Genomic DNA, 26,111 nt, shown 5'->3' on the forward strand with positions numbered 1-26,111 from the left:
GACTTCGGAACCATTTCGAGAGAGAGATATTCGATGGGATTGATGGGTAAGGTCGGTTTCGCCCTCGCGGTGAGCAGCCTTGCGGTGGGGTCGGTGCTGGGCGCGGGGTCGGCAAACGCTGCGGGCATGTACGCGGCGATCGCATTCAGCGACAACGAATGGGCTTACGGGATCAGTGTGAATGCGGCCTCCTTCGAGGAGTCGAGGGACATCGCGATCGCCGAGTGCGGCGCCGACGACTGCTCGTTGATGGTGGCCTGGGCCAACGGCTGCGGTGCGCTGGTCGGCAGCAACGACGGGGTGGCCGCGGCGTCCGGTCCGAACCGCGCCGAGGCCGAACGTGCCGCCTTCCAGCGCCTCGCGGAGATCACTCCGACAGCGCATCTGGCCAACGTCGGCTCCGCGAGCCTGAGCGGCGCGGAAGTCATCGACGTCATCTGCACGGCCAACGCCCGCTGATTCGGCGGCGAGATTCCGGGCCGGGTCCTTTCCAGGACCCGGCCCGTTGCGAATTCCCGCTCGGTATGCCGGACGGATGCGACTTCTTCCAGAACAACTGCAATTTCCGGGCACCGGTTCGGACTCGGCGCCGGCTCGCGGGCCTCCTGAATTCGAACAGCGTCCGGCGACCCGGTAACCGCGGCCCACTGTCGGTGCGCACTGGCACCATGCGGGTGTGGGTGACTATTTCGAACGGATCGTCGACGTCGAGGTGAGCTCGGAGGGCGCGCGCGCGTCGGCCGAGCGGATGGTCGACTGGATGGTGTCGCGAGGCATCGTGTCCCGCGAGACCTCACGGCAGGGGATGTACAGCCTCCAGGTCGACGAAGGTTATGTGCCCGGCCCCGAGTGGGACCGGATCGCTCAGCAGTGGGGCGAGGACTGGATACCGGGTCCGGTCGCCGTCGTCGTCGGTAGGTACGCCCATCATCCGGGGCAGGGTGGCGCCGCACCGTCGGCCGCGCACTGCCCGCACTGCCGGGCCGTCACCGTCATCATCGACTACCCACAGCGGTGGGAAGCCGATCCCATGGTCTGGCAACGCTTCTCGCACGCGATCGAGGCGTGGCAGGACACCGGAACCGGCGCGGCGACCTGCGCCTCCTGCGCCACGACGAGCCCGATCACCGCCTGGCATTGGGCCGATGATTTCGCCCTCGGCGCCCTCGCCTTCGATTTCTGGGGCTGGCCGCCGCTCACCGAGGAGTTCGTCACCGAGTTCGGTGCCCGACTCGGTCATCGCATCGTGCATCACACCGGCAAGTTCTGACTCGGAACGGATTCGGTGTCCGCTCATCGATCCGCACGCTCGCGTAGCCGGAAGAGCAGGTCGGCCGCCACACCTCCCGCGTGGCCGGGGATCAGTCGATACCCAGCAGAGTTCGAGCGCCCGCTGCGAAGGCGTCGGGGACTTCGATCTGGGGATAGTGCCCCACGCCGGTCAGTTCGACGACCGGCGCGGCAGGCCGAAGATCGCGCAGACCGTCGAGAACAGCTGTGGTGGCGACCGGATCCGCTGTGCCCCAGAGGAAGCCGAGCGGCTTGTCCCAGTTCCGCACCGCCCCGTGCCAGCGGTCGGCGTAGGTCACGCGTTCTCGCAGATACGCGGTCAGCAGGTGCGCGATCCGGTGACCGTTCGCTTCGGCCAGCAGCGCCCATTGCGCGGCCACTTCGTCCGCGGAGATCGGATGTTCGGCCGAGAACAGCGTGGAGAATTCGCGAGCGAACATGCGGCGGTTCGCCAGCCGCGCCGCGACCGGGCCGAAGGGGCCGCGCAAGATCTTCTGAATCGGTCGCAGCGTCGCCCGGTCCAGGATCACGCTGCCGTTGCTCAGGATTGCTCGGTCGAGCGCGAACGACAGCGAGCCTTCCAGATCGCGGGCGAACAGTTCGGTCGCGACCGAGGTGCCCATGTCGTGCGCCACCACGACCACCGATTCCGTGCCGCTCGCGGCGACTACTTCTTCGACGATGTCGGCTTGCTCGAACAAGCTGTACCGGTGCGGTCGCGGCTTGTCCGACAAGCCGAAACCGAGAAAGTCCGGTGCGAGCCACGGCCGGCCACCGAGGAGGCCGACGATGTGGCGGTAGTCATAGGAGCTCGACGGGTATCCGTGCAGAAGCAGCACGGTCGTTCCGTCCCCGGGTTCGTGGCGCAGGAATACCGACCCTGCTCGGCATCGGACCATGTGCCCTCGATCGCGCCATTCCCGCACTTCACTCGGCATCACCGTACCGAGCTTACGTTTTCCGGCGGGACCCCGAGGCCGGAATGCGATACCGCTCTTATCGGCCTCGGTGAAACGCTCTCGTGCCGGTCGAAGGATTCGGCGACCGATTTCTCGAACTGTTTCACCTTCCGCGACGGCCGGTGGCAGCTCGTCGAGCAGCCGCAACCGTCGAATGTTTCGACTCCGCCCTGTGCGGCGGCGGCGCCTGGACTTGATTCGGTGGCGCTGATCGGATAAAACTTGGCCGTTGCAAATCGCAACGTCGAACATCTCGCACGCCAACAGGTTTCGCGTGCGGCGGGGGTCGTGAGGATGGAAATCATGCGCAGGTCTTTCGGAAAATTCGGTCGCAAGGGCATTGTCGCGGTTTTGCCGCTGGCGGTCGCGGTGACTTTCGCGGGTACGGGAGCAGCTTCTGCCGAGGCTGTGGCCGTCTCCCCGCAGTCGGTCGCCGTCGTGCAGACGGCCGCGGTCGAGGAGATGCCGGTTGCGGCTACGACGGTGGCGCCCGAGGTCGTGCAGCCCATCGCGGGGGTGGAAGATATCGCCACGGATCCGAATGCTCAGAACCACGATCCGATGGCCAATGGCGCTGCGGCCGGTGCGGTGGTCGGTGGCGCATTCGGGGCTGTCGTCTGTGCCGTCACTGTGGTCGGCATTCCGCTCGTTCCGCTCTGCATTCTGGGACCGGCGCTCCAGGGGGCTCTGGTCGGCTTGATCGTCGGCGCGATCGCCCCGCAGGTCATTCCGCAGGTCCTGCCCTGATTTTCTTCGGGTGAACGATGCGCGGTTTCCGGTCGCCGGCCGAGTTCGGATACCGGAAACCGCGCCGGCGATTCATCGACAGCGGCAACGACTACGGCGTTTCCGAATTCGGGGCGCCTTTCGAGAGATTTTTCGCGCGTACTCGCCTCTCGGGCCACTGAGCCGGTGCCGGGAATCGGTCAGAGCGCCCGCTTCAGTCCGATGTGGTTGTTGTCGTACCCGAGCCGGGCATAGAAGGCGTGCGCCCGCTCACGGACCCGGTCCGTGGTGACCTGCGCGAGTGTCGCACCTCGGTGCCTGCCGTGGTCGTGCGCCCACTCGAGCATCGCGGTTCCGATGCCGCGGGAGCGCTGTGAGGCGGCGACCCGGACTCCCTCGATCTGGAGGCGGGTGGCGCCGCCGCGGGACAGTCCCGGAATGATGGTGAGCTGCATGGTGCCGACGATCCGGTCGCCCTCGTCCCGGACCACGGCCAGATAGTGCGAGGAGTCCCTGCTGACGGCGTCGTAGGCTTCCTCATAGCGTGCGATCTCGGAAACCTCACGCGCGCGGCTGATCTCGTCGTCGGACAGCAGTGCGACCAGGGCGGGCACATCGGCGCGCGCGGCCCGCTGCACGCGATAGGTCCGGTCGCCGAGGCGCAGCAGGCCACCGACCGAAGCCCGTGCCCGTGACTGCAATCGGGCGATCAGCGTGTCCAGCCAGGCGCCGACGTGCCGCCGGGCCTCGGGAGTGTCCGGGTACCGGCAGCGCAGGTGCAGTCCGGCCTCGTCGAGGATGAACCAGAGCATCACACCGTCGGTCCGGATCGTCGCGCCGACGTAGTGCGCCTCCAATCCGGTCGCGTCGACTCGGACCGGCAGACGGCGCAGGTCCAGCCACGAGATCGCGAACATTCCCGGCGCCTCGGGCATCCCGCCCCACGGACGCAGGATGTCCTCCAATGGCCATGACCCCAGCCGGACGGCCTCTTTCACCGCCTCCGCGCTGGCACGGGGATCAGGGTCGGCCGACTCGAGCACCGAATTGGTGATGAACCACCCGACCGAGTCGTGCCAGGTGGCCTCGTACCGGCTGTGCACCGGAAACACGGCCCGCAGTGCCGTGCCCGCCAACTCGCCGGTCACCTCGGTCATCGCCCCCACCACCAGGGCCAGCGTCGAGACACCGTCGTCGCGGGCCTGCGCCGAGAACGCGGCGCTGTCGTCGACGTCGAGGACATCGCGCACCTCCACGCGCTCCTCGTGCAACATCGCCGCACCCAGCGACAGCGGGAACCGCGGCATCACACCGCCGCTGCTCGCCAGCACCTCGGCCCAGCGGCGGCGCACCTCGGCGGGCGCCGCAGGCTGATCACGCAGCGCACGGGTGTGCTCGGCGAAGGCGGGCACAGGCGGCAACGAGGGCGAGCGGCCCGCCCGCACCGCGGCCAGCGCGGCGAGCAGGTCGCGCGCGATCACCAGCATCGACCACATGTCGACGTGCGAGTGGTCGGCGGCGATCACCACCGTCGGCCCGACCGCGGTCTCGAGCACACACAGCCGATGCGACGGGCGACAGTACGGCGAGCACGCACGGTCGAGCACATCGCGCAGCGCGTCGTTGACCGCCTGCCCCGCGGCGATCTCGTGCTCGACCCACTCGCCGGGAAGGATCTCGACCTCGTGCAGCCGCGGCTCGCCGTCCTCGCCCGGCACGAAGACCGACCGCAGCGTGCCGTGCCGCTCGATCACCGCCAGCCAGGCGGTCGCGAGCTCGCCGAGCGGAACCGGCGCGGAAAGCTTGAACGACAAGGCCATCCAGGAACCCGGCCGGTCGCCCGCGCCGACGTGGCGTCGCTGATCGAAGGACACGGGAAGCGAATGGCCCACCCGGCCCGCGGTGACGTCGTAGCCCAGCAAGCGGCCGAACGGCAGGCGCAGATGCGCGACATTGGTCAGCCGCATGCGCGTATCCTAGGCTCCTTCCCAGCGTCTCACCACCGCTGCCTCACCACCCTGTCTCACCATCACTGGAGTCACCGTGCCGACCTTCCGCGTTCCCGGCGCCGACCTCGACGTGGAACTGAGCGACGAGGGCGGCCACCCCGTCGTCCAGCTCCACGGCCTCACCTCCAGCCGCCACCGCGACCGCCTGATGGACCTCGATCTCGGCCGCGGACTCAGCGGAACCCGGCTGCTGCGCTACGACGCGCGCGGCCACGGCCAGTCGACGGGTCGTGCCGTCCCCGAGGACTATCGATGGCCGGCGCTGGCCGACGACCTGCTGCAATTGCTCGACCACTGGTTTCCCGGCGAAAAGGTGCACGGGGTCGGCCCGTCGATGGGCACCGGGACACTGCTGCACGCCGCTGTCCGCGACCCCGGCCGATTCGCCGGCCTCACCCTGCTGGTGCCCGCGACCGCCTGGGAAACCCGCGCTGCGAAGGCCGAAATCTACCGGAAGAACGCCCGCTTGATCGAGGAGCAGGGACTCGACGCCTTCCTCGGCGCCGATCTCGCCATGGCTCGCCCGCCGGCCACTGCCGGGAGCCCGGATACCGTGCCCGATGTCGCTGAGCACCTGCTGCCGTCCCTGTTCCGCGGAGCGGCGATGAGCGACCTGCCCGCCCCCGAGGCGATCGCGGCCATCGAGGTGCCGACCACGGTGCTGGCCTGGATCGGCGACCCCGCCCATCCGGTGTCGACCGCCGAGGCGCTGGTGGACCTGCTGCCGAAGGCCACCCTGGAGGTGGCGCGCACACCGGCCGATCTCGCCCGCTGGCCGAGCATTCTGTGCGAGGACGTGGCTCGACACGGGTAGGCGGACCCGTCGACTTCGTGGTCGCCATTTCGGCTGCGCAGGTGAGCGAGATGTGCTTCGGCGGCTTCGGCGTAGGTATGGACGCTGAGTGCCACCAAATGCTCGAACAGCGCGCCGAGGATCGTGCCTTTCATGAGCCTTGTGCTGCCCTGCTCGGCGCGAAGCGGTGGACGCGCGATCATGGTCGGGCCGATCGCTGCTCGCTCTGCTGGTGGATATCCTCACGAATCTCACCGACGCTGCGCGAACGACCGCTCTGGAAGACGGGCAGGGGGGCGTCGTCGCGTGGTCGGTCGGATGCATCGCGATATGTCTGGCGGTGCCGGCGGTTCACCGCGATGATCTCGTCGAGGGCGTCGCGGGCGCGAAGAAGGTCGGCGATGCGGTCGTCGAGGTGTCGACGTTCTTCCATCAGTCGGTCCCACGTCTCATCCGCCTGTTCGGCGCTCGGCGTGTAGACGCACGGCAGCACCTCGGCGATGGTCCGGCTCGACAGTCCGGCGGCGTAGAGGCGCTGGAGCAGGCGAACGCGGTCGACATCGCCGGGTGCGTAGATCCGTTGGCCGCCGCCGCTGCGAGTGCTGGTCAGCAATCCGTGTTCCTCGTAGTAGCGCAACGAGCGAACGCTCACGCCCGCCTGCTCCGCCAGCTCACCGATTCGCATTATGACCTCCACCACAAATGCTTGCCCCTGACGTCAACGGTAGATTTTAGCGTGGTGGGCATGGCAACTCTGTTCGAGACTTTCCACATGTCCGGGCTGCGGCTTCCGAATCGGATCGTGATGGCTCCGATGACCCGCGCCCGCTCCAACACCGAGGGGACGGCCACGCCGTCGATGGCCGCGTATTACGCCCAGCGCGCGACAGCCGGCCTGCTCATCTCCGAAGGCATCCAGCCGAGCCTGCTCGGTCAATCCAATCCGCTGACTCCCGGCCTGTACACCGACGCCCAGGTCGAATCGTGGAAGCCGGTCACCGCCGCCGTCCACACCAACGGCGGGCGGATCTTCGGTCAGATCATGCACGGTGGCCGGATCGGTCACCCCGACACCACCGGCTTGCAGCCCGTCGGTCCGTCGGCGGTCGCCGCACGTGACGCGATGGTCTTCACCCCGACCGGGCGGCAGCCCGCGCCCGTTCCGCGCGCGCTGACCACCGCCGAGGCCGGGCAGGAGGCCTTGTCGTACGCGGTCGCCGCCCGCAAGGCGGTCGAAGCGGGCTTCGACGGCGTCGAACTGCACGGCGCCAACGGCTACCTGATCGGGCAGTTCCTCTCCAGTAGCGCCAATCACCGCACCGACCGTTACGGCGGATCGATCGCGGGCCGGATCCGCTTCGCCGCCGAGGCGGTCGCCGCGACGGTGGATGCCGTCGGTGGCGCCCGCGTCGGCATCCGGCTCAGCCCGGGAGCGGGTATCTGGGACGCGATCGATGACGACGTACCCGAGCTCTACGGCGCATTGTTGGCCGAAATCGCCACCCACGACCTCGCCTATGTGCACCTGGAAGCGACGACCGACGAGGACACTCTCCTCGGGCTGCGTCGCGCGTGGCCCGGCGCCATGATCATGAACCCCGGTGAGCCGCTGGGCGCCGTCCAGTCCGACCGCAAGGCCGCCGATCATTGGCTCGAACTGGGCGCGGACCTGATCAGCTTCGGGCGAGCGTTCATCGCCAACCCGGACCTCGTCGAGCGGCTGCGCGCCGATCTGCCGCTCGCCGAGGCCGACGAAGCGACCTACTACGCCGGTGGCGACACCGGCTACCTCACCTACAACGCCTACCAGTACTAGCTCGGCCCGATCGCCGTGCCGGCAGTTGGCAGGATGTGTCAGCGTGGCAGGTCGGTGAGTTCTACCCATTCCCGAGGTGGCCGAGAGATATGGCCGGGTGGCCGGTCGTGCACATCGTCAGACTGATGAGGGGAATCGCCCGGCGATCGCCGTCGCGATCGCCGCTGGTTCGTGTTCCTGGATGAAGTGCCGCGCCCGGGGCAGTTCGGTCACCTCCAGATCGGAGAAGGCGGCACGCATCCGCGGGATACAGGCGCTGGGACGAAACACCATGTCCCGCATGCCCCATACCAACAGAGTCGGCTTGTCGCCCAGCGCGGCGGGCACATCTTCGGCGAGGCGACTCAGCAGCGGGCGGGCGGCACGGATCTCACGAGGCGTCACGGCGAGTGCTCGACGGGCTTGCGCGGTGGGCTGCACCGCACGGTAATGATCGGCCTCGGCCGTGGTGAGCATGCGCCCCAGTTCCCCCAGCAGTACGCGCTCGACGAGGAAATTCTTCTCCAGTATCCGCCGTTGCATCGGACGACTGCTCATGATCACACTGAACGCCCGATTGGCCAGCGCCTCGATCGGCCAGAACGCGGTGTTCCCCAGCACGATTCCCCGCACTCGGTCCGCCCGCGTTGTCGCCGCGCCCAGACCGATGGGGCCGCCCCAATCGTGTCCCACCACGACGAAGTTCTCCAGAAACAGATGATCGATCAGCTCACCCAGGACCGCGGTGTGCTCGGCGATCGTGTAGCCGAACCCCGCGGGACGTTCGGACAACCCGAAACCCAGATAGTCCAGAGCGATACACCGATACCGGCCACGCAAGCTCTGCACGATTCGGCGGTAGAGGAAGCTCCACGCCGGAGCACCGTGACAGAACAAGATCGTCGGCCCGGTCCCCGCGTCGATGTAGTGGACGCGGCCGACGGACGAGTCGAACCAACGCGACTCGAATGGGTAGAGGTTCCGGTCGGGAACGAATTCGATCAGCATCAAGCCCCCCTTTCGATGCGAGGCTACATGCGCTTCCGGTCACGCTCGACCCTGTAGGGCGGAGGTTAGGTGGCTGTAGTCGAGCACTTCGCCGCTCTGTGCGGCCGGGACGGTCACGAGCCGACCAGATGATGGGCGGCTGGACCTGATCGGTCATCTGATCAGACACTGTAGGCGGGCGGCACAACTATCTGCCGCCCGTTCTTCCAGGAAACCGGAACGGGCCCACAAACTTCATCGGGTGCTTTCCGGATACGCTGGCCAGGGCTGAAGTGCGGGACTCGTTGGCCCGCAGTGTCTCTCGGACGGGCCGGGTGCGGGTGCATGTCGGCTCACGGCGTCGGCGGGTATGGGGGTGTGGTCGAGTTCGGGCCAGGCTTTCCGCATGGCCTCGTGGGTGCGCTCGATAACCGAGAGCGGTGCTGGCTGGATCGGGTACGGGCGGATGTCGGTGTTCTTCTCGCGTTTGGGCAGCATGGTGGCTTCTGCTCCTCGGGTTCACCACAGAGGCATGCGTCGCAGGGTGATGCGGCCGGATTCGCGGAGGGTCTGCGTCGCGGCGGCTTTCATTCCGCACAGCCAGGGTGGGCAGTCGATGTGGTCTTGCATCACCTGGTGCGCCTGGGTGATGGACAGGGGTCGGGGCGGCGTCGTATGCACCCACGGAGGGATCGGCCGCGTGTCGGTGCAGGCGGGCTCACGAGGCGCGGACCCCTCCCGTGGTGGGTCTTCGATGTGGTCTGCTGGGCAGACGAGGCAGAACGCGAGCGTGGCGGCACCGGCCACCACCGCGAACACGACGATGATGTCCCACATACGGGGCACCGCCTATGCCTCGTCGTTCTGCGGCGGTCCAGGGTCGGGTTCGGTCTGACTGGCTGAGTCCGCGAGATATCGCAGGGCCGTCGTCTTCCGCGGGCAGGCTGGTTCACAGCCTTCGTGGATCGCGATGATTCCGCGTGCCCATTTATCGGTGATTCCGGGCACGGACCCGTTCTCGCAGCCCTCGTTGACGGGCGGCTTCTTGCGTGGCCTCAGCTCATGAACGCTCACCGGTGCCCCCTCGTCGCGCAGGTGCGCCCCGCTGCGGTGAGCACGCTCATCGCGGAGGCTTTGGCGCCGCATCGGCTGCGTGGGCAGTCGGCGTGTTCGATGGCTATCGCTCTGGCGACTTCGAGGCTGTAGGGGCGAAACGGCGTGTAGTGCGAAGTGTGCGTCCGGGTTGTCGGTTCGATGATCGGAGCCCGGTGTCGACGGGATCGAAAGCCGAGGAAGAACGGGACGAGGACGAGCAGCGACGACAACGGCGCTACCGCCAGGACTATCCAGGCATCATTGACGAACATCTCGAATCCCCTCCGTGTCAGATGAATTGGGCAAGCGCGACGGAACAGCGGGCGCTCGGCGGGTCGCATCCCTGGCCGCGCGCTGAACTCAGATCACCACGCGCCAGGAGGTATTCGTGGGGCTACGGTGGTGACAAACCGCGCATCCGTGATCTGTCACCACTGGGGATGATGAGAGATGACCTCGCAAGCTGCACGATTGCCGAATATGAACTCGAACCGAGTAGGGCAGACCCTTCGCCGATTCCGCCTCGCGCGGCGACTGAGCCAACGCGAGTTGGCGGCCACGTTGTTCTGCGATCGCTCTTTCATCACCAGCATCGAGGCAGGCCGCCGATGGCCGGCGAATCGTGGTTGGGTCGAAGAGGTGGATCTGGTGTTGGACGCGGGTGGGGAACTGGTCGCGGCTTGGGATGCCGACCAGGCCGAACGTGCGCAGGCAGCCGATACGATGCGTCTCCTCGAGACTGCACGCCGCGAGTCGGAAGAACTCTTGCTGGTTCCGGATGGTGCCTCTCTCGATGAGATCGGACAGCGGATCGTTGATATCGCGACGAAAGCGCGGCTCGAGTCCTACGACCGCACGTTGGAGCGCGCCCTCGCGTTGCGTGCTGAGCTGACCCGCAGACTGCGATCCGGTGCCTACAACCCGAACACGATTCGTGATCTCTATGTGGCGCTGGGACGTGTATGCGGAATCCTGTCGTATCTGACCCTCGACCTCGGCCAGGCCGATCACGCCAAGATCCACGCGCAAGCTGCATTCCAACTCGGAGACCGTGCCGACCATGACCAGCTACGCGCCTGGTCGCGTGGCACGCAAGCCCTCGCGCACAGGTTCACAAAGGATTTCGAGCTGGCGGCCGCAGCTGCCGAAGACGGGCTGAATTATGTGAACGGCTCGACCGGTACTTCGGAACCGCGGCTGTTGTGCAGTCTGGCCGCATCAGTGGCCAACCTCGGCGACAGCGGCCGGGCACTGGCACTGCTCGAACAGGCCGACCGGGTGCGCGATCATGGCGCCGACAGCGACGAAATTCCGGGACTGTTCACCTTCACTCCTGCGAAACAGATGTACTACCATGGGTTCTCGCTGATGTGGGCCGACGATGCGAAGACGCTGAACCGCTCGATCAAGGCATCCGAGGAGGCTCTCCACGCCTGGCAGGTGCAGCGCTCGCCGGGCGACGAAATGCTGACGAGGATCTACCTCGCCACGGCCAACGCTCGCGTCGGCCATCTGGACGCCAGTCTGGCGGCTGTCTCACCGGTTCTCGAGCAACCGATCGAGCACCATTTTTCCTGGGTCCGGAAGCGGCTGAACCAACTGGGCAATATTCTTGCCCAGCACTTCCCGGATTCGAAGGAAGCAGCCGAAGAACGCGCGACACTGCGCGCCTACGTGCATGCGGTGTGAACGAGTCGAGAGGGGGCAGCCCGTGCGTCGCGGCGGTGGGCATGTTCATGCACATGGGCAAGCTCATTCGTGATCTGCGACAGGCGCGCGGTTGGTCTCAGAGCCGCCTTGCCGATGCGCTCGCGGAGCACTCAGGGGTCCCGATCGGCCGCGAGTACATCTCCCGTCGATGGGAGTCGTGCAAAACCGAGCCCTCCGCGTTCTGGATGCGGCATCTCGCCGCCGTTCTCGATGTCCCGCTAGCCGTCCTGGAGTCCGGAGTGAACCGTCGTCTATTCCTGTCCACGTTCGCCGCCACGACTGTCGCTCCCGGCGTGGCCTCGGACCTGCTCGCGAGGGCTTCTCGGCGCGGCTGAACGGTGCCGGCCCGACTGTCGAAACCTGGGATTCGATGCTCACGGCGTACGGAGCGGACTACATGACTCTCGGCGCGGCCGAGATCCAGAAGCGGCTCGCGATCGACCTCGCCGTGATCCAGCAGCAGTGCGACACCCCGCGCATGTGGGCTCACGCCTCGCGACTGATGACCTTGTTCGCGAAGACTTTCCCCGGGTCGGATGGTTCCAAGGCGGTGTCGTGGTACCGGATGGCCGCCGAGTCCGCCGACCGCTCCGGCGACATCAGCACCCGCATATGGGTACGAGGGCGAGCCGCTATCGCGTTGGGATACGAGGGCGCCTCCCTACCCATCGCGAACATGTTCGCCGATCAGGCGCTGGCCTTGGACGACAGACCTTCCTTGGGCCGTCTGAACGCCATCTACGGCAAGGCCCACGCGGCAGCGCTCACCGGCGACCTCGATACGGCGCGTGCACTCGACACCGAGGGGCGCCGGGTGTTCGACCATGCCGGTTCCGGCGACGACGAAGCGTCCGACTATGCGGTGCCGTACTGGCGACTCGGAGTCTTCCGATCCCTGCTGGCGGCTCGCCTCGGCGACGAGGCCACCGCAGTGGCGGCGCAGGACGAGGCCCGTCGGCTGCTGCCTGCCACCATGCCCCGATTCGCGACACACCTGGAGATGCACCGAGGGCTGATGCTCGTCCGTACCGGGGATCGGGAAGGTGGCGTCGCATACGCCCGGGCGGCGCTCGATGCGCTGCCACCGGAGAAGCACTCGCTGACGCTGCGGATGCTCATGGACGAGGTCTCCAGCGGACCGACGGCAGCGAGTCGTTCGCTCCGCGTCGCAGACCGCCGCCTCTGACCGTCGCGAAGAAGATCGCCACCGTGTACAACCGCACGGGGGCCTACGCGATGGTCCCGGCGGTGGTCGAGCTGCGGGAGCGGATGCGGCCACTGGTTACCACGAGTGTGTAGGAGTACTGCGGCATGGTGCGGATCGGTGTCACCGGGCATGTGAACATCACCGAGGCGACAGCAGCCTTGGTGTACGAGGTGCTGCGTGGCCTGCTCGGACGCGACCCGAGCGGGGTGGTCGGGGTGTCGTGCATCGCGCGTGGCGCTGACAGTGTGTTCGCGCGTGCGGTCCTCGACATCGGTGGACAGTTGGAGGTGGTGTTGCCTTCGCGGAACTACCGGACCGCGAAGGTGAAGCCCGATCACGCCGAGGTGTTCGATGAACTCGTGCGGAGTGCGACGGTGGTGCGGGTGATGGACTTCGACGCTGCCGGTCGGGAGGCGTATGAGGCGGCGAACGAGGCTGTACTGGGCAGTGTCGACCAGTTGGTGGCGGTGTGGGACGGCGACACCGGGCAGGCCGGGGGCACTGCGTCGGTAGTCGAGCTGGCCCGCGAGCGTGGGGTGCCGGTCACGGTGGTCTGGCCCGACGGCGCGGCGCGCGAGTAGCCCTCGTCGATGAGCGGCAACTGACAGAAGGGAAGAGCATGGGAACCGATGAGCAGTTGGGCTTGGACTTCGAAGTGCAACGGACCGCCTGGGGTGACTGGGTCGATCCTGAGCGCCGGACAGCCCAGGCACGGAAGTTCATGGATCGCGCCGGGGTCACCCGCATCCCGAACACCCCCTGGGCCGCCGGTTCGCCGGAGGTGAAGAGGCTCGATGCCCTTGTCACACAGCTATTTCCAAATATGGAGACAGCCATGAGACCAGAGAATTCGGACGCTGCGGACGAGTTCATCTGTTTTGTCGGCGAATGCTATATCAAGTTCGCACGGGCCCAGTGGTTCGACTTCGAATGGCGTGGCAGGGAGCATTCCTTCTACGACAGCGTGAACCCCGCACTTCGGTGGCTCGTCGACGATGACGAGGACGAAGAAGTCACGGCATGGGCGCTCATGGAGGGTGTTGCGAACCATTCCAAGTATGGGGACGGATTTTCCCTACTAGCCGACGAGATGCGGGAAGAGCACGACAGGATCGCTGGCTCGATCAGGTAATACCCGATAGCGCAATTATTTGTAACTGAGACAACCAGCATGGCGGGGGTGGGTTAGTCATGTCTCGTGACGGATACGATAGAGATCGCGAGTCGTTCGACAACAATGCGCGTGGCCGGATCTGGGAGAATGGCACCGACCGTCACTACCGTGATCGCGAAAATGGATATCTCAAGCCGTCACGGAAACATGAACTAACCACCCGCGACAAAAGTCGTCGCTACGACAAACAGCGGGGAAACGTCGAGAACGGTCCCGTCCGAGCCATCGAAGACAAATCAGGCAAGATCGGTGGACGTAAGGACGAAGAGCAACTGCGTCGCGACTACGAGTTGATCCGGGACGGCAAGGTCGAACACCTGCTACTGCGTTCGGTTGCCGGTGAACGCATCTCGCCGGAGGCGCAGACACTAATCGACAACCTACAGCGGGATTTTCCGGACAAGTTCACCCACCAGATCGTTTCGCGTGCGGATGCTCGCGAGGTCTGGGCGCTGGGGCGGCAACTGGAACGGGGTCAGCAGCTCGAGTTGCCGGGTGTCGGTCAGACGGCGCGGGAGCAGATTCGGGAACGCAAAGACCCTGGGCGGCAGAGAGCGTTCACTAAGGTACTCGAGACCGGCAAGTCGTTGGCAGAACAACGTGAGCGCCATCGTGAGCAAGTGCGAGAGCAACTGCGCGAGATCGCCGAGCGCGCCGAGACCGGCAAGTCCCTGGACGCCGCAACCTTGCAGAAGCAGCATGAGCGGTTGAGCACGAGGCTGGACAACATCAGGGAGGCCGAGCGCAGGAACGCCCGTGGCCTGCTGCGCTCGCTGGGTTTGCAGCTGAGCGACAAGCAGATGCGCACGATGGAGCAGTTGCAGGAGGAGGAACGGGAGCGCCGCCGCGAGGATGTGGTTCGCGGTCTCGGGGAGATCGGACGCGAGGTCGAGCGGGGGCAGTGGCGCGAGATCGCCGAACAGCACAACGCGCGAGTGCAGCGACTGAGCGTCGAGCATCTGCGGTCGGTTGAGGCGCGTTACCAGGGCAGGGAAGGGTTGGAGCGGGAGATCGCGGTCGATCAGGCTCGTCGGCAGGCCGAGCGGTTGTTGATCATGCCGGAGAAGGTCGCGGGTTTGGACCTGCAACGGTTTCGTGCCGTCCATGACGGTCACGAAGCCGGATACGACTCTTCGGGCAAGGTTCACAGCTACCAGCGGTCGGGAAGTCCGGCCGTCGGAGTCGAACACGATGCACCGGAGCGGCGCCTGGCCCGGATGGTGCGCGATGTCGACCGGGGCTTGTCGGTCGATCAGGTCTTGATGCGAGAGGTTGTGGATATCAGCACTGTCGAACCGGCGACGGAGGCGGCGCGACAGGCTTCGCTCCATCGTCCGCCGGTGAGTCGGGGACGGCATCGGGAGGCCGAGCGCGACCGGGAACGAGGTATCGACCGCGGACAGGATCGCGGCTGGTAGGGAGTCGGGGACGCTGCGCATTCGACCGTCCTGCCGCCCGCTGACGGAGGTCTCGTCATCTGCCGGGTGCACCCAGTACGCTGCTGTTCTGCATGAAGGGACCCCGATGAAGTTGCGTCGTGTGCGGACCGAGGATGGTCTGCAGACCCAGTGTTTGCGTGATGGGCGGTGGTCTGCGCATCCAGAACCGCTGGGCGGGAAGGTGTTCAGTGATCAGTGGGAGCTCGGCGTCGCTGACGGGCACCTGCGGGAGTCGGAGCTGTTGCTGCCGTTCAACCCGGCATCATTTCGCGATTTCATGTTGTTCGAACAGCACAATATCGATGCCAGCCGCGGTCTGGTGCGCCGCTTCCATCCGACGCAGTACAGGTTGGCCGCTGCGGTGGAGCGGCTGACTGGTCGGAGCTTTCCGCTGTTCAAGCCGAAGCCGTTGTTCTATCAGCAGCCGATCTACTACATGGGAAATCATCTGACATTCGTCCCGTCGGGTACCCCGATCTGCGCTCCGGACTACTCGTCGGCACTGGATTACGAACTCGAGATCGGATTCGTTCTCGCCGAGCCCCTGTACTGTGCGACGCCGCAGCAGGCTGCTGCCGCGATCGGCGCATTCGTCCTGCTCAACGACTTCAGCGCGCGTGACATCCAACGCGCCGAGATGGTTAGCGGATTCGGGCCACAGAAGTCCAAGCATTTCGCCAGTTCGATGTCGGCGACAGCCGTGACCGCGGACGAAATCTTGCCGCGCATCGATAGCCTCACCGGGTCGGTCAGAATCAACGGAAACACCGTCAACTCGGTATCGAGCGCCGGGATGCGATGGAGCCTCGGTGAAGTCCTCGCTCACGCTTCCCATAGTGAACATCTCTTTCCTGGAGAGTTGTTCGGAACCGGCACTCTGCCCGGCGGCAGCGGTATGGAAACCGGTAACTGGCTCGAGCCGGGAGATGTCCTCACCTTGACCCTCGATGATATCGGCGAGGTCGAACACCGCATCACCAGCTGATACGTATCCGCCGCCCTCTGCCGACATGTGTCACCGGTGGTAGGCATATGCACGCGTAAACGACCCGCGTAGCGTCGAATTCGGCCCTGCACCCGGCGCTCGCCGACTCGGCCCAAGGTGTCGAGTGCGCCGCGCCGCGAGCCGATTCGACCGAGTCGATCAGCACCGCCCGTTCGCCGATGCGCTCCACGATCTCGAACAGGTCGGGGAGGCAGATCGGAGGCACGGAATGTCCGCACACTCCGTAGATGAGTCGTGTAGACCAGTCGGTGCGGGCATCCGGGGGTGACCGGCTCACTGCATCGGCCCCGCACCGCGATGACGTCGCGGGGCCGGAACACCCGAGATGTCCAGCAGTCCGCTACACGCAGATCGCCGGGAAACCCATCGGATCACCAGGGGCGACCGTGGAACCGGTCGTCAGGCACCTCAGCAGGAGCCGGGTGAGGTCGATCGCGTCGGAACCGGTGGAAGGCTGGGGGGTCACGACGGGATCCGCCGTCACCGGTGCGGCTGAGGCCATCGCGGGCGAGAAGCCCACCGACAACGTCACGCCGACCGCCACAATAATTTTCGATGCCATTCGGGGCATTGCGCCGCCTTTCGAACGTTGAGTAGCGACGAGCTGACAGTAGTCAGGGCCCGCAAGTTTGAAACGCCCCGATTTCTGTTGGCAAGGCTTCCCTGGAAGGACTCCCCACCCTCCATCCCACCGCTGTGCCGCGTCGGGGGAACTTCGTTACTTCGTACTCCCTGCGTACCGAGCCGGGCTCGGCGACAGCAGACGCGGATAGGAAACCAGCCTGAGCTGGGTTTACGTGTGTGCCCTCGGCAGGATTCGAACCTGCGACACCCGCTTTAGGAGAGCGGATAATGTCCGCTTTGCCGGGTATTGATGCTGTTGGCATCGTTGGTTGAAGTGGCGTGACCTGGGTTTTCGTCGTTGGGTTCGTTGGTAAAGATTGGTCGTCGCTGCGGGCGCTGCGTACGATCTGCGTACGAAAGTCGCGGAGTGTGATGCTCCGCGACTTCTGCATGTCTGGACCACGGTTGGCCCTGTGCTGGGTTGGGCTGCACTCGTCGGGGGCTGGCTACCCGCCTGCCCCATAGGGCCTGCCCGTCACGCGCAGAGGCTCACAGGTCAAGAGTCAGCGCAGCTGATCACGTAGTGACGCCGATAGGCGCTCTTGAGGTGTGAGGGGCGCGGGATCACAATGCAGGCCAACCCAGAGCAGGGCCACGCGGCCAGAGGTCGCGCAGTAGTTCATCGGGTGCTCGGGGTGAGATTCGTGGTTGGCTGGACCGGATCGAGCGGGACCACAGCCAGTGGACCGGGCAGAGTGCCGGCCGATTCGTGCTCGGCTGCGGGAGGCAAGTCCGGTAGGGCTGGCGTCGTGCCCTGCCCTGCTCAGTTGATGGAGAAGGCGGTCAGAGTGGATCACGGACCGTTCTGCCACGGCGCAAACGTGCCGCCGACGTGCCGACGCGCCGCGAGCGACGCCCCATCAGCCGCGTTGCGCGTCGTAGCGCGGCGGCGGCGCGTATGCGCCGCCGCAGGCGCCCTTGACTTCATATGGCGGGTTTCGGCAACTACTCTTCGAGGCGAGAAGCGTTGGTACGCAATGGGCTTGTCAGCGCATCGCAAGTCGGGACCTGTCCTGTCAGCTGGGCGGGGGTCACTCTGCCTCCGGACTGGGCGGCCACGCCTCGGAAGCTGCGGCGAAATGGTCGGCTAGTGCCGCCTTCCAAGGGCCGGACTTGACCTCAGTTCCACGAAGGTTCCAGTAGTCCGGGTAGTGACGGAGTTCGGGTGATGCCTCAACGCACATCGTGGTGGGATCGACGGCGAGGAGGCCTGCGTCGAAGAGCGCGTGGATGTCGGTACGCAGCATCAACCCTTCTTCGGGATTGTGGGTCTCATGCACGGCGTACGCACGAAGATGCGCGGCCTGGAGGGCGCTCGAAGGTGCTGGGCCGGTGATAGCGCAGACAAGTCCGTCGCGGCGCATCACTGCACGTCGAAACGGCCCCTGGTTCTTGCGGACGGTAACCATGCGCTTCTCTCGGCCGCCGGCGATCGGCTTCGAAGGTACCGCGTTAGTAGGAGGAATTTCCTCGGCGCGGCGGCGTTGCACGACCTCCAGCGGCTTCGGGTTATCTACGGCTTCACCAAGAAGGTCGGCGAGTTTGTCGGGGTCAACGGCTCGGATCGCGCTCTGCTTGTCGTCGACCAACAGCACGGTTTGGAGTGCTGCTGCTGTCACATTGCCGTCAATGGGTCGCCACTCGGTCTCGTAGCATGCGGTATAGACAGTCCGGGACTCGTACTCGACGAACGGATCATCGAACTCGTGACGGCATCTCCCGCAGAGGTACATCGGGCTCATGCTCTTACGGAACCCTGCGCCGGTCTTTCGGCAGCTCGGGCATCGTCGGATCCTGACCTTGACATCAGGTTCGATCTTGATCTCTTCGATCCGGGAAATGCCATGCACCGCACGGCGGTCGTGTACGACGACGACGTCTCCGACGGTCACTCGCTGCGAGTTGCCAACCTTGTTGTTGTAAGCGTACTGCGACCCGTGGACGTCGGGGTAACCATCGTTGCTCTGCCAATCACGATCGTCACCAACTGATTTGAACGCCCATGCCTGCATGGTCGACTCCTCCGCATATCACCCTTAGCCGCTCGATCCGGCTTGATCGAATAGGATACGGAGTCCCTCTGACATCGGCGCGCGGCAGCATGATGCGGGTTTCCAGCGGCACGGCTTGGGCAGTACCCGCAATGCAAGCAGTAGTCGCCAGTGCATGGCAGTGCACCCAATCTGGGAGCTGGTGAACTAGTCCTTGATCGTACCCTCTAGCTCAAACATGCTGTTCACGAGAGCGTTCGGAGCAAGAGGCAAGAAGCGTGTGAGCTTGTCGGGTTTGTTTGCGTAGGCAATCACCGGTACACCGGCCGCTCGCGCGGCGTGGATATCGGTCGTGGAGTCGCCGATGAAGACGCATCGTTCGGCCGACACCTCCAGTGTGGTGGTTGCAATGTCGAGCAGGTACGGGCTCGGCTTGAGCTGGGACAGGTCGGAAGTGGTCCTCGCGAAGATGCCGCGGATGCGGTGTCGCAGCTGGTGGAGGACGAGATAGTCGTTGATCGCGGCCATGGAGTTGTTGCTCACGATGGCTACGATGTGACCCGCCGCGGCGGCGTGGTGGATCAGTTCATGCGCCCCCGATGTAGGGCGTGCCACCCGCACCGCCTCAATCTCAATCTCGGTAAACAGTTCCTCGATCCGAGCACCAGTGGCTGCGTCCCGTGTTGCAGCGAAGTGGAGGACGTCGAAGGGATCGATGGTTTCGGCCACGTTGGTCGGCACGGCATCGAGATCGGCAATGAGGCGCTGGGCAGCCTCGCGGTTGGTCAGGCCAGAGAAGACCGAGCACACTGGGCCGTCGAAGTCGAGCAGGAGGCAGGTGTCGGAAGTGATGAGCTCCGACGCGGGCTTCACGGCTGGTAATCCCGGGCGACGGAGTCCCAGATGCTGTCGAACCACATCTGGGACTGTCTGACGAACTGGCTGTCGGTGGAGTCGGGATCGACGTCGCGGGTCGTCTCGAACAGTGTGGCGTCCTTGCCCATGAGATCCCAGATGGCTACCGCGTCCCCGTCCAGTTGGAGTTTGTGCTCGCGCACCGGGTAGTAGCCGAAGAACGCCTGCTCACCGTTGAGGATGTAGAGCTTGAACAGCGGTACCGAGGGGAACGACCGGACCTGTGCGGTGGCGTGGGACACGAGGCCGAGCGATCCGAGTTCGTGCACGGCGTCGACGATCGCCAGACTGTGACGCTCCATGATGCGGTTCGCTCGCTGACGGAACGCGGGGCTATCGGTTAGGTCGTCGGTCCGCGCGGGCAGGTGCCACGGGATCGAAGCATCCGGAACCAACAGGCGCACAGTCAGCGTGTCAGGGCGCAACTGGCCTTCCCGGATGCGGTCGATCGGTTCGGCAATCGCACCGTGGAGGGTTTCGCCCGAGAAGCCGGCGAAATCGATCGTGACGTGTTCGGCCTCGAAAGCGCGCTCGATGTGTGGACGGAGTCCTACGGGCCGCTCGGTGCGTTCGCGCACATAGACGCCAGATCCCTTGCGGGACACTACGAGTCCTTCGTCACGAAGAATGCGCATGGCCTGCTCGACGGTGTTCTTCGCTACCTTGAACTGCTCCTTGAGCTGAGGGCCCGAGGGCAGCTTCTCGCCGGGGACGAGCTTCCTCGTCAAGATCTGCGCCCGTAAATAGTCCGCAATCTGCTGCGAGGGCGGTCGGTGATCGTCGCGGTCGATGGCTGCCACGCAGCAAGAATAGCCGATCTGCCTAGGTATCCCCGGAAGGCTCTTGACCTACCTAGGGAGATCGCGCTACCTTCGATCTACCTAGGGAGACTAGGAAGACATCGAGGAGATGAGAAGCGATGGCACTGAAGGATGTGTGGTTCCGCCCGGATTTCCACGAGGCGTTCCCGAAGGGTCTGTTCCTGCTGGGCGAGATCGAGCCGGTGACCGAGTTCAACCGGGACCGCAACGCGCCGAAGATCCAGAAGCAGGACTTCGACTTCGAGGGCAACGGCACCGGCAAGCGGCTGTGGAAGGGCACCGTCACCGATCCGTGCGCCTCGAACGCGAAGAACGCCGCCTTCGACGTGACGTTCGTGGCCGACGTGCAGCCGGTCCCCGCGGTCGCCGAGATCGTGCCGGGCATGACCCCGATCGAGTTGGAGGGGTTGATGGTCAAGCCGAAGGTCGCCGGGTCGGGTGAGTTCAAGTCGATCGGCTGGACGGTGCGGGCGACCGGGATCAAGGGCGACAACTCCGGCGCCAAGACCAACCCCACCGCGGGCAAGGCGGCCTGATCATGTCGTTCATCACCACCACGGTCACCGGGCACGACGGGATTTCGGCTAAGTATTTGCCCGGCTTCGAGCACGGTGGCCACACGTTCAGCGGCGCGGTGCATGTCTCGCTGACCGGGGCGGATCTGACCGCTCACCTGAGGCTGAGTATCGAGGATGCTCGTTCGCTGCTGGCCCAGTTGCCGGGTGTGCTGGCCGAACACGACGCGGCCGTGGCCTCGGATAAGGCGGCCTGATCATGGGGGCGGCGGGCCAGGCGGCGGGAATGCGTTACGCGCGTTGGTCCGCCGCAGCCATCATCGTCGGCGTGGGTGCGGCAGCGTTCCGGCTGTCCTACTCCACCCTCAAGGACCTCGCGATCCTGGCCCATATCCCGGCCCAGGACGCGTGGTTGTTCCCGTTGATCGTGGACGGCACGATCTTGCTCGCCACGTTCGGGGTGCTGGTGTGCCCGGGCCGGGAACGCCGTTTCTTCCTCGGCGTGCTGGTGATCGGCTCGGCGGTCTCGGTGGCGGGCAACAGCCTGCACGCGGTCGCCAACGGTCAACCGCTCCCGGCGTGGGCGTCGGCCATCGTGGCGGCGATCGCCCCGATATCGCTGCTCGCTGATACGCACGGCTTGGCGGTGCTGTTCCGGGTCGCTCACCGCACACCGGCGAAGGTCGATGTGCCCGAGCCTGTTCCGTCGGTGGAGTCGCGCCCGGAAGTGCCGGCCGAATCGGCCGATCCCGTGCCCGAGGTGGCATCGCCGGAACCGGTGCCCGTACCTGATCCCGAACCGGTGCCTGTCCCTGCTCCGGAGCCGGTGACCGCGCCGATGCCGGTGGCTGCTCCGCGGCCGGTGGTGCCGGTCAACCCTGTCCGTTCTTCGCGGCCGGTGCAGGACATGCTGCCGATCGCTCTGCCTGTAGGAGGCTGAAATGTCCACCTTGACAACCCTGTTCACCGCCGGTTCTGCCGTCCTGGCCTCCGGTGGTATGGCCTGGATGCGCTGGGCCAGCGAGACCCCTTCCCGCCCGGTCACAGCCGACGATATCGCCGATGCCGCCCCGGCCGGATTGCGCACCGCGGTCTACGTCCTGGCCGATCCCGGACAGACGAACCTGATGTTCTCTGCGCTCGGCTTGGGCTCCCTCGACGGTGGGTTCCCGCACGTGGACAGCTACGACTACACCGAGCACGGCCTCTACGTCGACATCCTCATGTTGGGTGGCCAGTCCTTCACCGACTGGTCCAACGACGAAACCCTTGCCCAGTTCGCCACCTACTTCTCTGTTCCCGAGGTCACCGCCTCCTCGCCCGTACCGTCCTGGGTGCGCCTGCACGTGCGGACCGTCGACACTCTCGCTGTCCCGGCGCCGTCGCCGTTCGGTGGCGGGCATCGGGTCGATTTGGAGGCGGTGCCGGTCGGGGTCACCGAGTCTCATGACCTGTGGCGGCTGCGGGTCCTCTACGGGCACGTCCTGCTCGCCGGGGCCACCGGTTCCGGGAAGGGCTCGGTCCTGTGGTCGATCCTGGGCGGGCTCGGTCCGGCGATCCGGGATGGCCTGGTGGATGTGTGGATGGCCGACCCGAAAGGCGGTGTCGAGTTCGGGCGCGGGGAAGACCGGTTGTTCGTCCGGTTCGCCACCGATACGGACACCATCCTGGCGCTGCTGCGTGAGGCCGTCGAGGTCATGCGGGAACGGCTGGCGTTCATGCGCGCCAACGGCATCCGCAAGCACATCCCGACCCCGGCACACCCGTTGCTGCTGATCATTATCGATGAGGCGGCGTCGCTGTCGGCCTACGCCGATCGGGACCAGCAAGCCGAGTTCCGGCGCCTGACGGGTCTGCTGTTGTCGCAGGGTCGTGCGGCGGGGGTGTCGGTGGTCGCGGCGTTGCAGGATCCGTCCAAGGAGACCATGCCGAACCGGCAACTGTTCCCGATCCGGATCGGCCTGCGCCTGGATGAGCCGAACCAGGTCGCGATGGTTCACGGCCAGGGCGCCCGTGATCGGGGTGCCCGCTGTGACCGGATCAGTGAACACACTCCGGGTGTCGGGTTCGTGGGTGAGGACGGCACGACCGAGTTCGTGCGGGTGCGCGCGTTCTGGGTGTCCGACGATGCCGCCGACGCGATCGTGGACGCCTATTCCCCGGCCCCGCAGATCACCGGCCCGGTCGAGGACTACTCGGATTTCGACCCCGACGACCTCGGCGACGGCGACACCGGCACCTCGCCCGCCGCGGCCTGACCTGAGCCCGGCATCGCATCTCGTCTACTCCCGGAAGGGCTTTCTCTGATGAGCAACCGCTACGACTCCAACGTGATCGACCTGGCAGCCCGTCGCCGCTGCCAGCTCGAAGCTCGTGGCCTGGACCCGATCGCGGTCGCGGTCCACGTCCTGGCCGAGACCGGCACGGTGATGGCCTGGCCGGTCAGCGACGGCTACGACGACGGCGACGGCGGGTGGGCGGCGTGACTGCCCGCGAACCTGTTGCCGCGCAGGAGAAGACAACGGAGCAGCAGGTACCGGCCGATCAGGGGAAGCGCCGCAGGAAGCGGGTCGACCTGTACGCCCTGTCCCCGAACCAGATGACCCTTTTCGAGCAGGAAGACACCGAGCGATGAGCACCACAACCACGACCACCACCACGACCGGGCGTGACCCGCTCGACGTGCTCGGCCTGGCCCTGCTCAACCTCGTTGGCGGAATCCTCGTCGCCGTTGCGGTGACGGTCTGGTGGGCGGTGCTGTTCCCGATGGTCTCGCTCCCGATCGCCCTGGCCGTGGTCGCCGGGGTGCTGGTGCATCCGTTGGCCGGGGCCGGGGTGGCCGGTGGGGCTGTCGCGGGGATAGTGCTGTGGCGAGTGCGGAGCCCGCAGACCTTCGAGCGCTGGATCACCGCCCGTGCCCGTGCCCGGTTCCTCGCCTTGTTCCGCTACCGGCGTCGCTGGGTGCGCCTGCTCACCGCCTGCCAGCTGGTCGTCCTCGACGGCGACCGGGTGCGGGTGCCTCGACTGCTCGAGGTGTCGATCGGTGAGGCCGATGACTTGGTTCGTGTGCGGATGGTGCCCGGCCACCGCCCCGACGACTACAGCGACCGCGCCGACCAGCTCGCGCACGCCTTCGGCGCCGAGGAGTGCCGAGTCCGTGTCCTCGGCCCCGGCCTGGTCGAACTGAACTTCCGTTACCACGATGCCCTCGCCGAACCGGTGAACCTTCCCCAGGTCATCGACGGGGCCGACTGGATGAAGGGAGCAGCATGAGCAACAGCACTGCCGTACTGGCGGTGAACGGCGATCCGTCGCAGTCCCCGAATGCTCGGGTGACCGCGGCGGCTCACCGTGCACTCCCGAACCTGCGCGAGATCGCCGAATCCGCCGCCGAGAAAGAAGGCGTCTGCTCCCGCGTCCTGCCCATGCGCGCCATCGACCCGACCACCGGCAAAGTCTCCTACATCGGTGTCCCCTGCAAATCCACCATGGAAGCCGTCTGCCCGCCGTGCGCGAAAGCCGCTCGCTGGCTGCGCATGACCCAATGCCGCGAAGGCTGGTGCCTGGCCGACGAACCGCAACGCGACAAGCCCACAGTCACCGACGCCCAAAAGGACGTGCTGGACGCGCGTGCCCGCATGTTCACCGAGTACCACGAAGCCCGCCGCCTCGGTGACGACGAAGCCGCCGACGCCATCGCCGAACTCGTCGGCGAACTCGACCAGGAGTTGAAGGAACTCGGCGTCCGTGGCCCGTTCCCACCGCTGGACGGCAAACCGCGTCGAAAGGCGAAGTCGACTCGTCGCCGTGACGACGTGCCCGACCTGCCGCGCAAGAAGGTCGCCAAAACCACGGTCGGACGCGAGTACGCGGGCAAGTACCGGCCCTCCACCTTCGTCACCCTCACCCTGCCCTCCTACGGGCACATCAACCAGGTGACAGGCCCGGACGGCAAGCTGGTCACCGACGGCTCCCCTCGTGACCCCGACACCTACGACTACACCCAGGCCGCCCGCGACATCGTGCACTTCGCCAAGCTGTTCGACCGGTGGGTGCAGAACCTGCGCCGCGCCGTGGGCTGGAACGTGCAGTACTTCGCCACCGTCGAACCCCAGAAGCGCGGCGCCCCGCACCTGCACATCGCGATCCGCGGCACCATCCCCAACGCGATCTTCACCGCCGTCACCAATGCGACCTACCGCAATATCTGGTGGCCCCAGCACGACCGCGAGCTCTACAGCGGTGATCACATGCCGGTCTGGGACTACCGCGCCAACACATTCGTGGATCCCGACACCCGGACTCCGCTGGCCGCCTGGGACGACATGTTGGCGGCGATGGACGCCGTGGACGACCTCGAGCCGTCGCACACGATCCGGTTCGGTGCCCAGTCCAAACCGATTCAGATCCTCGGCGGCTCGGACGAGGAAGACCGCAAGGTCAAGTACCTGACCAAGTACCTCACCAAGTCGATCGCCGAACTCCTCGAACCCGACAGCACCCGCGTCGCCGTCCACTACGACCGCCTTCACGAAGAACTCAAGCGGACCCCATGCTCACCGACCTGCGGGGTGTGGCTGCGCTACGGGATCGTCCCCAAGGGTGCCAAGGACAAGATGATCCCCGGCCGATGCAAGGGCAAAGCGCACCGCCGCGACACCCTCGGCTTGCCCGGTCAGCGGGTGTTGAACTCGAACCTGTGGACCGGCAAGACCGTCGCCGACCACAAAGCCGAACGGGCCGAGTTCGTTCGGCAAACCCTCGCGGCGGTCGGCATCATCCGCCCCGACACCCGCGCCGATCTGCGCATCACCCTCGTGCGGCCCGGGGACAAGGAAGCCCCGCCGCGTGAGCACTTGATCATCGCCGCGGTGTCCGAACGGCTGCGACAACGCGCCGAGTACACCAATGCTCGCCTTGCTGCGGGAAGTGGCGGGCCGCCGGAACCACCGAATCGTTCAGCAGTTCAAGCAGCAGCGTGAGAGGGGCGGACAGATGGGGCATGAGGAGTACTTGCGGGCGAAGGATTGCGAGGCGCTGACGGGGATTCCGGAG

General features: G+C 66.0%; 28 protein-coding genes and 1 tRNA gene. 20 read left to right on the plus strand and 9 right to left on the minus strand.

Going from position 1 to position 26,111, the window contains the following annotated elements; genetic code table 11:
- Window positions 1-42 precede the first annotated feature (42 nt).
- Window positions 43-459: a DUF4189 domain-containing protein gene (locus IU449_RS16105; RefSeq protein WP_228804756.1), complete on the plus strand. Its 417-nt coding sequence runs from the start codon at window positions 43-45 to the stop codon at window positions 457-459.
- Between the two features lie 217 nt (window positions 460-676).
- Window positions 677-1,270 (plus strand): hypothetical protein, encoded by a 594-nt coding sequence (locus tag IU449_RS16110; protein WP_195002895.1) that lies wholly within the window; start codon window positions 677-679, stop codon window positions 1,268-1,270.
- Window positions 1,271-1,361: 91 nt separating this feature from the next.
- On the opposite strand, the gene IU449_RS16115 is transcribed toward IU449_RS16110, so the two are convergent.
- Window positions 1,362-2,228, minus strand: a complete 867-nt coding sequence (locus tag IU449_RS16115; protein WP_195003243.1) for an alpha/beta fold hydrolase — start codon at window positions 2,226-2,228, stop codon at window positions 1,362-1,364.
- A 243-nt stretch (window positions 2,229-2,471) separates the two neighbouring features.
- Here IU449_RS16115 and IU449_RS16120 point away from each other — a divergent pair, with 243 nt between their 5' ends.
- On the plus strand, window positions 2,472-2,996 hold the full coding sequence (locus IU449_RS16120) for a hypothetical protein (RefSeq protein ID WP_195002896.1): 525 nt from the start codon (window positions 2,472-2,474) through the stop codon (window positions 2,994-2,996).
- Window positions 2,997-3,175: 179 nt separating this feature from the next.
- Here the strand turns inward: IU449_RS16120 and IU449_RS16125 are convergent, their stop codons facing one another.
- The gene (locus IU449_RS16125; RefSeq protein WP_195002897.1) at window positions 3,176-4,942 is read right to left on the minus strand and encodes a GNAT family N-acetyltransferase; all 1,767 of its coding nucleotides are present in this window, start codon (window positions 4,940-4,942) and stop codon (window positions 3,176-3,178) included.
- A gap of 76 nt (window positions 4,943-5,018) precedes the next feature.
- Between IU449_RS16125 and IU449_RS16130 the strand changes: the two genes are divergently transcribed.
- A complete protein-coding gene (locus IU449_RS16130; protein ID WP_195002898.1) occupies window positions 5,019-5,798 on the plus strand; it encodes an alpha/beta fold hydrolase in 780 nt (259 codons plus the stop codon).
- A gap of 178 nt (window positions 5,799-5,976) precedes the next feature.
- Here the strand turns inward: IU449_RS16130 and IU449_RS16135 are convergent, their stop codons facing one another.
- The gene (locus IU449_RS16135) at window positions 5,977-6,462 is read right to left on the minus strand and encodes a MerR family transcriptional regulator (RefSeq protein ID WP_195002899.1); all 486 of its coding nucleotides are present in this window, start codon (window positions 6,460-6,462) and stop codon (window positions 5,977-5,979) included.
- 60 nt (window positions 6,463-6,522) lie between these two features.
- Between IU449_RS16135 and IU449_RS16140 the strand changes: the two genes are divergently transcribed.
- Window positions 6,523-7,593 (plus strand): alkene reductase, encoded by a 1,071-nt coding sequence (locus IU449_RS16140; RefSeq protein ID WP_195002900.1) that lies wholly within the window; start codon window positions 6,523-6,525, stop codon window positions 7,591-7,593.
- Between the two features lie 117 nt (window positions 7,594-7,710).
- Here IU449_RS16140 and IU449_RS16145 read toward each other — a convergent pair whose 3' ends face one another.
- Together IU449_RS16145 and IU449_RS16150 are read right to left on the minus strand one after the other, a co-directional pair.
- Window positions 7,711-8,580 carry a haloalkane dehalogenase gene (locus tag IU449_RS16145; RefSeq protein ID WP_195002901.1) on the minus strand — a complete coding sequence of 290 codons (870 nt, stop codon included), beginning with the start codon at window positions 8,578-8,580 and terminating at the stop codon, window positions 7,711-7,713.
- 498 nt (window positions 8,581-9,078) lie between these two features.
- Entirely contained in the window at window positions 9,079-9,396 is a 318-nt protein-coding gene (locus IU449_RS16150; protein ID WP_195002902.1) for a hypothetical protein, read from the minus strand.
- Between the two features lie 708 nt (window positions 9,397-10,104).
- Between IU449_RS16150 and IU449_RS16155 the strand changes: the two genes are divergently transcribed.
- The 7 genes from IU449_RS16155 (at window position 10,105) to IU449_RS29085 (ending at window position 16,783) form a co-directional block, all read left to right on the plus strand.
- Window positions 10,105-11,343 carry a helix-turn-helix domain-containing protein gene (locus tag IU449_RS16155; RefSeq protein ID WP_195002903.1) on the plus strand — a complete coding sequence of 413 codons (1,239 nt, stop codon included), beginning with the start codon at window positions 10,105-10,107 and terminating at the stop codon, window positions 11,341-11,343.
- Between the two features lie 391 nt (window positions 11,344-11,734).
- Window positions 11,735-12,550, plus strand: coding sequence for a DNA-binding protein (locus IU449_RS16160; protein ID WP_228804758.1), 816 nt, complete (start codon window positions 11,735-11,737; stop codon window positions 12,548-12,550).
- Window positions 12,551-12,675: 125 nt separating this feature from the next.
- Window positions 12,676-13,152 (plus strand): hypothetical protein, encoded by a 477-nt coding sequence (locus IU449_RS29490; protein ID WP_195002904.1) that lies wholly within the window; start codon window positions 12,676-12,678, stop codon window positions 13,150-13,152.
- 38 nt (window positions 13,153-13,190) lie between these two features.
- Window positions 13,191-13,703, plus strand: coding sequence for a hypothetical protein (locus tag IU449_RS16170; RefSeq protein ID WP_195002905.1), 513 nt, complete (start codon window positions 13,191-13,193; stop codon window positions 13,701-13,703).
- Between the two features lie 59 nt (window positions 13,704-13,762).
- A complete protein-coding gene (locus tag IU449_RS16175; RefSeq protein WP_195002906.1) occupies window positions 13,763-15,163 on the plus strand; it encodes a hypothetical protein in 1,401 nt (466 codons plus the stop codon).
- A 106-nt stretch (window positions 15,164-15,269) separates the two neighbouring features.
- A complete protein-coding gene (locus IU449_RS16180) occupies window positions 15,270-16,169 on the plus strand; it encodes a fumarylacetoacetate hydrolase family protein (protein ID WP_195002907.1) in 900 nt (299 codons plus the stop codon).
- A gap of 443 nt (window positions 16,170-16,612) precedes the next feature.
- Complete coding sequence (locus tag IU449_RS29085; protein WP_228804760.1) at window positions 16,613-16,783, plus strand: hypothetical protein; 171 nt, start codon at window positions 16,613-16,615, stop codon at window positions 16,781-16,783.
- Window positions 16,784-16,992: 209 nt separating this feature from the next.
- Here the strand turns inward: IU449_RS29085 and IU449_RS16190 are convergent.
- From IU449_RS16190 to IU449_RS16205, 4 genes are all read right to left on the minus strand, one after another.
- Window positions 16,993-17,055 (minus strand) — tRNA-Ser (locus tag IU449_RS16190).
- Between the two features lie 790 nt (window positions 17,056-17,845).
- Window positions 17,846-18,826, minus strand: a complete 981-nt coding sequence (locus IU449_RS16195; protein WP_195002909.1) for an HNH endonuclease — start codon at window positions 18,824-18,826, stop codon at window positions 17,846-17,848.
- 186 nt (window positions 18,827-19,012) lie between these two features.
- A complete protein-coding gene (locus tag IU449_RS16200; RefSeq protein WP_195002910.1) occupies window positions 19,013-19,678 on the minus strand; it encodes an HAD family hydrolase in 666 nt (221 codons plus the stop codon).
- Complete coding sequence (locus IU449_RS16205) at window positions 19,675-20,520, minus strand: GntR family transcriptional regulator (protein ID WP_195002911.1); 846 nt, start codon at window positions 20,518-20,520, stop codon at window positions 19,675-19,677. The genes IU449_RS16200 and IU449_RS16205 overlap by 4 nt, the downstream gene beginning before the upstream one ends.
- A gap of 119 nt (window positions 20,521-20,639) precedes the next feature.
- On the opposite strand from IU449_RS16205, the gene IU449_RS16210 reads away from it, so the two are divergent.
- Genes IU449_RS16210 through IU449_RS16245 form a run of 8 tightly spaced genes read left to right on the plus strand, consistent with a single transcriptional unit; the run spans window position 20,640 to window position 26,038 of the window.
- Window positions 20,640-21,077: a hypothetical protein gene (locus IU449_RS16210; protein ID WP_195002912.1), complete on the plus strand. Its 438-nt coding sequence runs from the start codon at window positions 20,640-20,642 to the stop codon at window positions 21,075-21,077.
- 2 nt (window positions 21,078-21,079) lie between these two features.
- A complete protein-coding gene (locus IU449_RS16215) occupies window positions 21,080-21,313 on the plus strand; it encodes a hypothetical protein (protein WP_195002913.1) in 234 nt (77 codons plus the stop codon).
- A 29-nt stretch (window positions 21,314-21,342) separates the two neighbouring features.
- A complete protein-coding gene (locus tag IU449_RS16220; RefSeq protein ID WP_195002914.1) occupies window positions 21,343-21,996 on the plus strand; it encodes a DUF2637 domain-containing protein in 654 nt (217 codons plus the stop codon).
- A 1-nt stretch (window position 21,997) separates the two neighbouring features.
- Window positions 21,998-23,314, plus strand: coding sequence for an FtsK/SpoIIIE domain-containing protein (locus IU449_RS16225; protein WP_195002915.1), 1,317 nt, complete (start codon window positions 21,998-22,000; stop codon window positions 23,312-23,314).
- Between the two features lie 48 nt (window positions 23,315-23,362).
- The gene (locus IU449_RS16230) at window positions 23,363-23,542 is read left to right on the plus strand and encodes a hypothetical protein (RefSeq protein WP_195002916.1); all 180 of its coding nucleotides are present in this window, start codon (window positions 23,363-23,365) and stop codon (window positions 23,540-23,542) included.
- On the plus strand, window positions 23,539-23,691 hold the full coding sequence (locus IU449_RS16235) for a hypothetical protein (protein ID WP_195002917.1): 153 nt from the start codon (window positions 23,539-23,541) through the stop codon (window positions 23,689-23,691). The genes IU449_RS16230 and IU449_RS16235 overlap by 4 nt, the downstream gene beginning before the upstream one ends.
- Entirely contained in the window at window positions 23,688-24,329 is a 642-nt protein-coding gene (locus IU449_RS16240; RefSeq protein WP_195002918.1) for a hypothetical protein, read from the plus strand. Before IU449_RS16235 ends, IU449_RS16240 begins: the two co-directional genes overlap by 4 nt.
- The gene (locus tag IU449_RS16245) at window positions 24,326-26,038 is read left to right on the plus strand and encodes a helitron helicase-like domain-containing protein (RefSeq protein WP_228804762.1); all 1,713 of its coding nucleotides are present in this window, start codon (window positions 24,326-24,328) and stop codon (window positions 26,036-26,038) included. Before IU449_RS16240 ends, IU449_RS16245 begins: the two co-directional genes overlap by 4 nt.
- The last annotated feature ends 73 nt before the right edge of the window (window positions 26,039-26,111 follow it).

The sequence above is a fragment of the Nocardia higoensis genome (genome assembly GCF_015477835.1).
Taxonomy (GTDB): domain Bacteria; phylum Actinomycetota; class Actinomycetes; order Mycobacteriales; family Mycobacteriaceae; genus Nocardia; species Nocardia higoensis_A.

Excerpts from the sequence above, each read along its gene's own strand:
- IU449_RS16210 (WP_195002912.1), top strand. The coding sequence starts at position 20,640 with ATGGCACTGAAGGATGTGTGGTTCCGCCCGGATTTCCACGAGGCGTTC.
- IU449_RS29490 (WP_195002904.1), top strand. The coding sequence starts at position 12,676 with ATGGTGCGGATCGGTGTCACCGGGCATGTGAACATCACCGAGGCGACA.
- IU449_RS16240 (WP_195002918.1), top strand. The coding sequence starts at position 23,688 with ATGAGCACCACAACCACGACCACCACCACGACCGGGCGTGACCCGCTC.
- IU449_RS16195 (WP_195002909.1), bottom strand. The coding sequence starts at position 18,826 with ATGCAGGCATGGGCGTTCAAATCAGTTGGTGACGATCGTGATTGGCAG.
- IU449_RS16135 (WP_195002899.1), bottom strand. The coding sequence starts at position 6,462 with ATGCGAATCGGTGAGCTGGCGGAGCAGGCGGGCGTGAGCGTTCGCTCG.
- IU449_RS16245 (WP_228804762.1), top strand. The coding sequence starts at position 24,326 with ATGAGCAACAGCACTGCCGTACTGGCGGTGAACGGCGATCCGTCGCAG.
- IU449_RS16155 (WP_195002903.1), top strand. The coding sequence starts at position 10,105 with ATGACCTCGCAAGCTGCACGATTGCCGAATATGAACTCGAACCGAGTA.
- IU449_RS16180 (WP_195002907.1), top strand. The coding sequence starts at position 15,270 with ATGAAGTTGCGTCGTGTGCGGACCGAGGATGGTCTGCAGACCCAGTGT.
- IU449_RS16220 (WP_195002914.1), top strand. The coding sequence starts at position 21,343 with ATGCGTTACGCGCGTTGGTCCGCCGCAGCCATCATCGTCGGCGTGGGT.
- IU449_RS16170 (WP_195002905.1), top strand. The coding sequence starts at position 13,191 with ATGGGAACCGATGAGCAGTTGGGCTTGGACTTCGAAGTGCAACGGACC.
- IU449_RS16145 (WP_195002901.1), bottom strand. The coding sequence starts at position 8,580 with ATGCTGATCGAATTCGTTCCCGACCGGAACCTCTACCCATTCGAGTCG.
- IU449_RS16125 (WP_195002897.1), bottom strand. The coding sequence starts at position 4,942 with ATGCGGCTGACCAATGTCGCGCATCTGCGCCTGCCGTTCGGCCGCTTG.
- IU449_RS16150 (WP_195002902.1), bottom strand. The coding sequence starts at position 9,396 with ATGTGGGACATCATCGTCGTGTTCGCGGTGGTGGCCGGTGCCGCCACG.
- IU449_RS16160 (WP_228804758.1), top strand. The coding sequence starts at position 11,735 with ATGCTCACGGCGTACGGAGCGGACTACATGACTCTCGGCGCGGCCGAG.
- IU449_RS16105 (WP_228804756.1), top strand. The coding sequence starts at position 43 with ATGGGTAAGGTCGGTTTCGCCCTCGCGGTGAGCAGCCTTGCGGTGGGG.
- IU449_RS16175 (WP_195002906.1), top strand. The coding sequence starts at position 13,763 with ATGTCTCGTGACGGATACGATAGAGATCGCGAGTCGTTCGACAACAAT.
- IU449_RS16230 (WP_195002916.1), top strand. The coding sequence starts at position 23,363 with ATGAGCAACCGCTACGACTCCAACGTGATCGACCTGGCAGCCCGTCGC.
- IU449_RS16115 (WP_195003243.1), bottom strand. The coding sequence starts at position 2,228 with ATGCCGAGTGAAGTGCGGGAATGGCGCGATCGAGGGCACATGGTCCGA.
- IU449_RS16225 (WP_195002915.1), top strand. The coding sequence starts at position 21,998 with ATGTCCACCTTGACAACCCTGTTCACCGCCGGTTCTGCCGTCCTGGCC.
- IU449_RS16140 (WP_195002900.1), top strand. The coding sequence starts at position 6,523 with ATGGCAACTCTGTTCGAGACTTTCCACATGTCCGGGCTGCGGCTTCCG.
- IU449_RS16215 (WP_195002913.1), top strand. The coding sequence starts at position 21,080 with ATGTCGTTCATCACCACCACGGTCACCGGGCACGACGGGATTTCGGCT.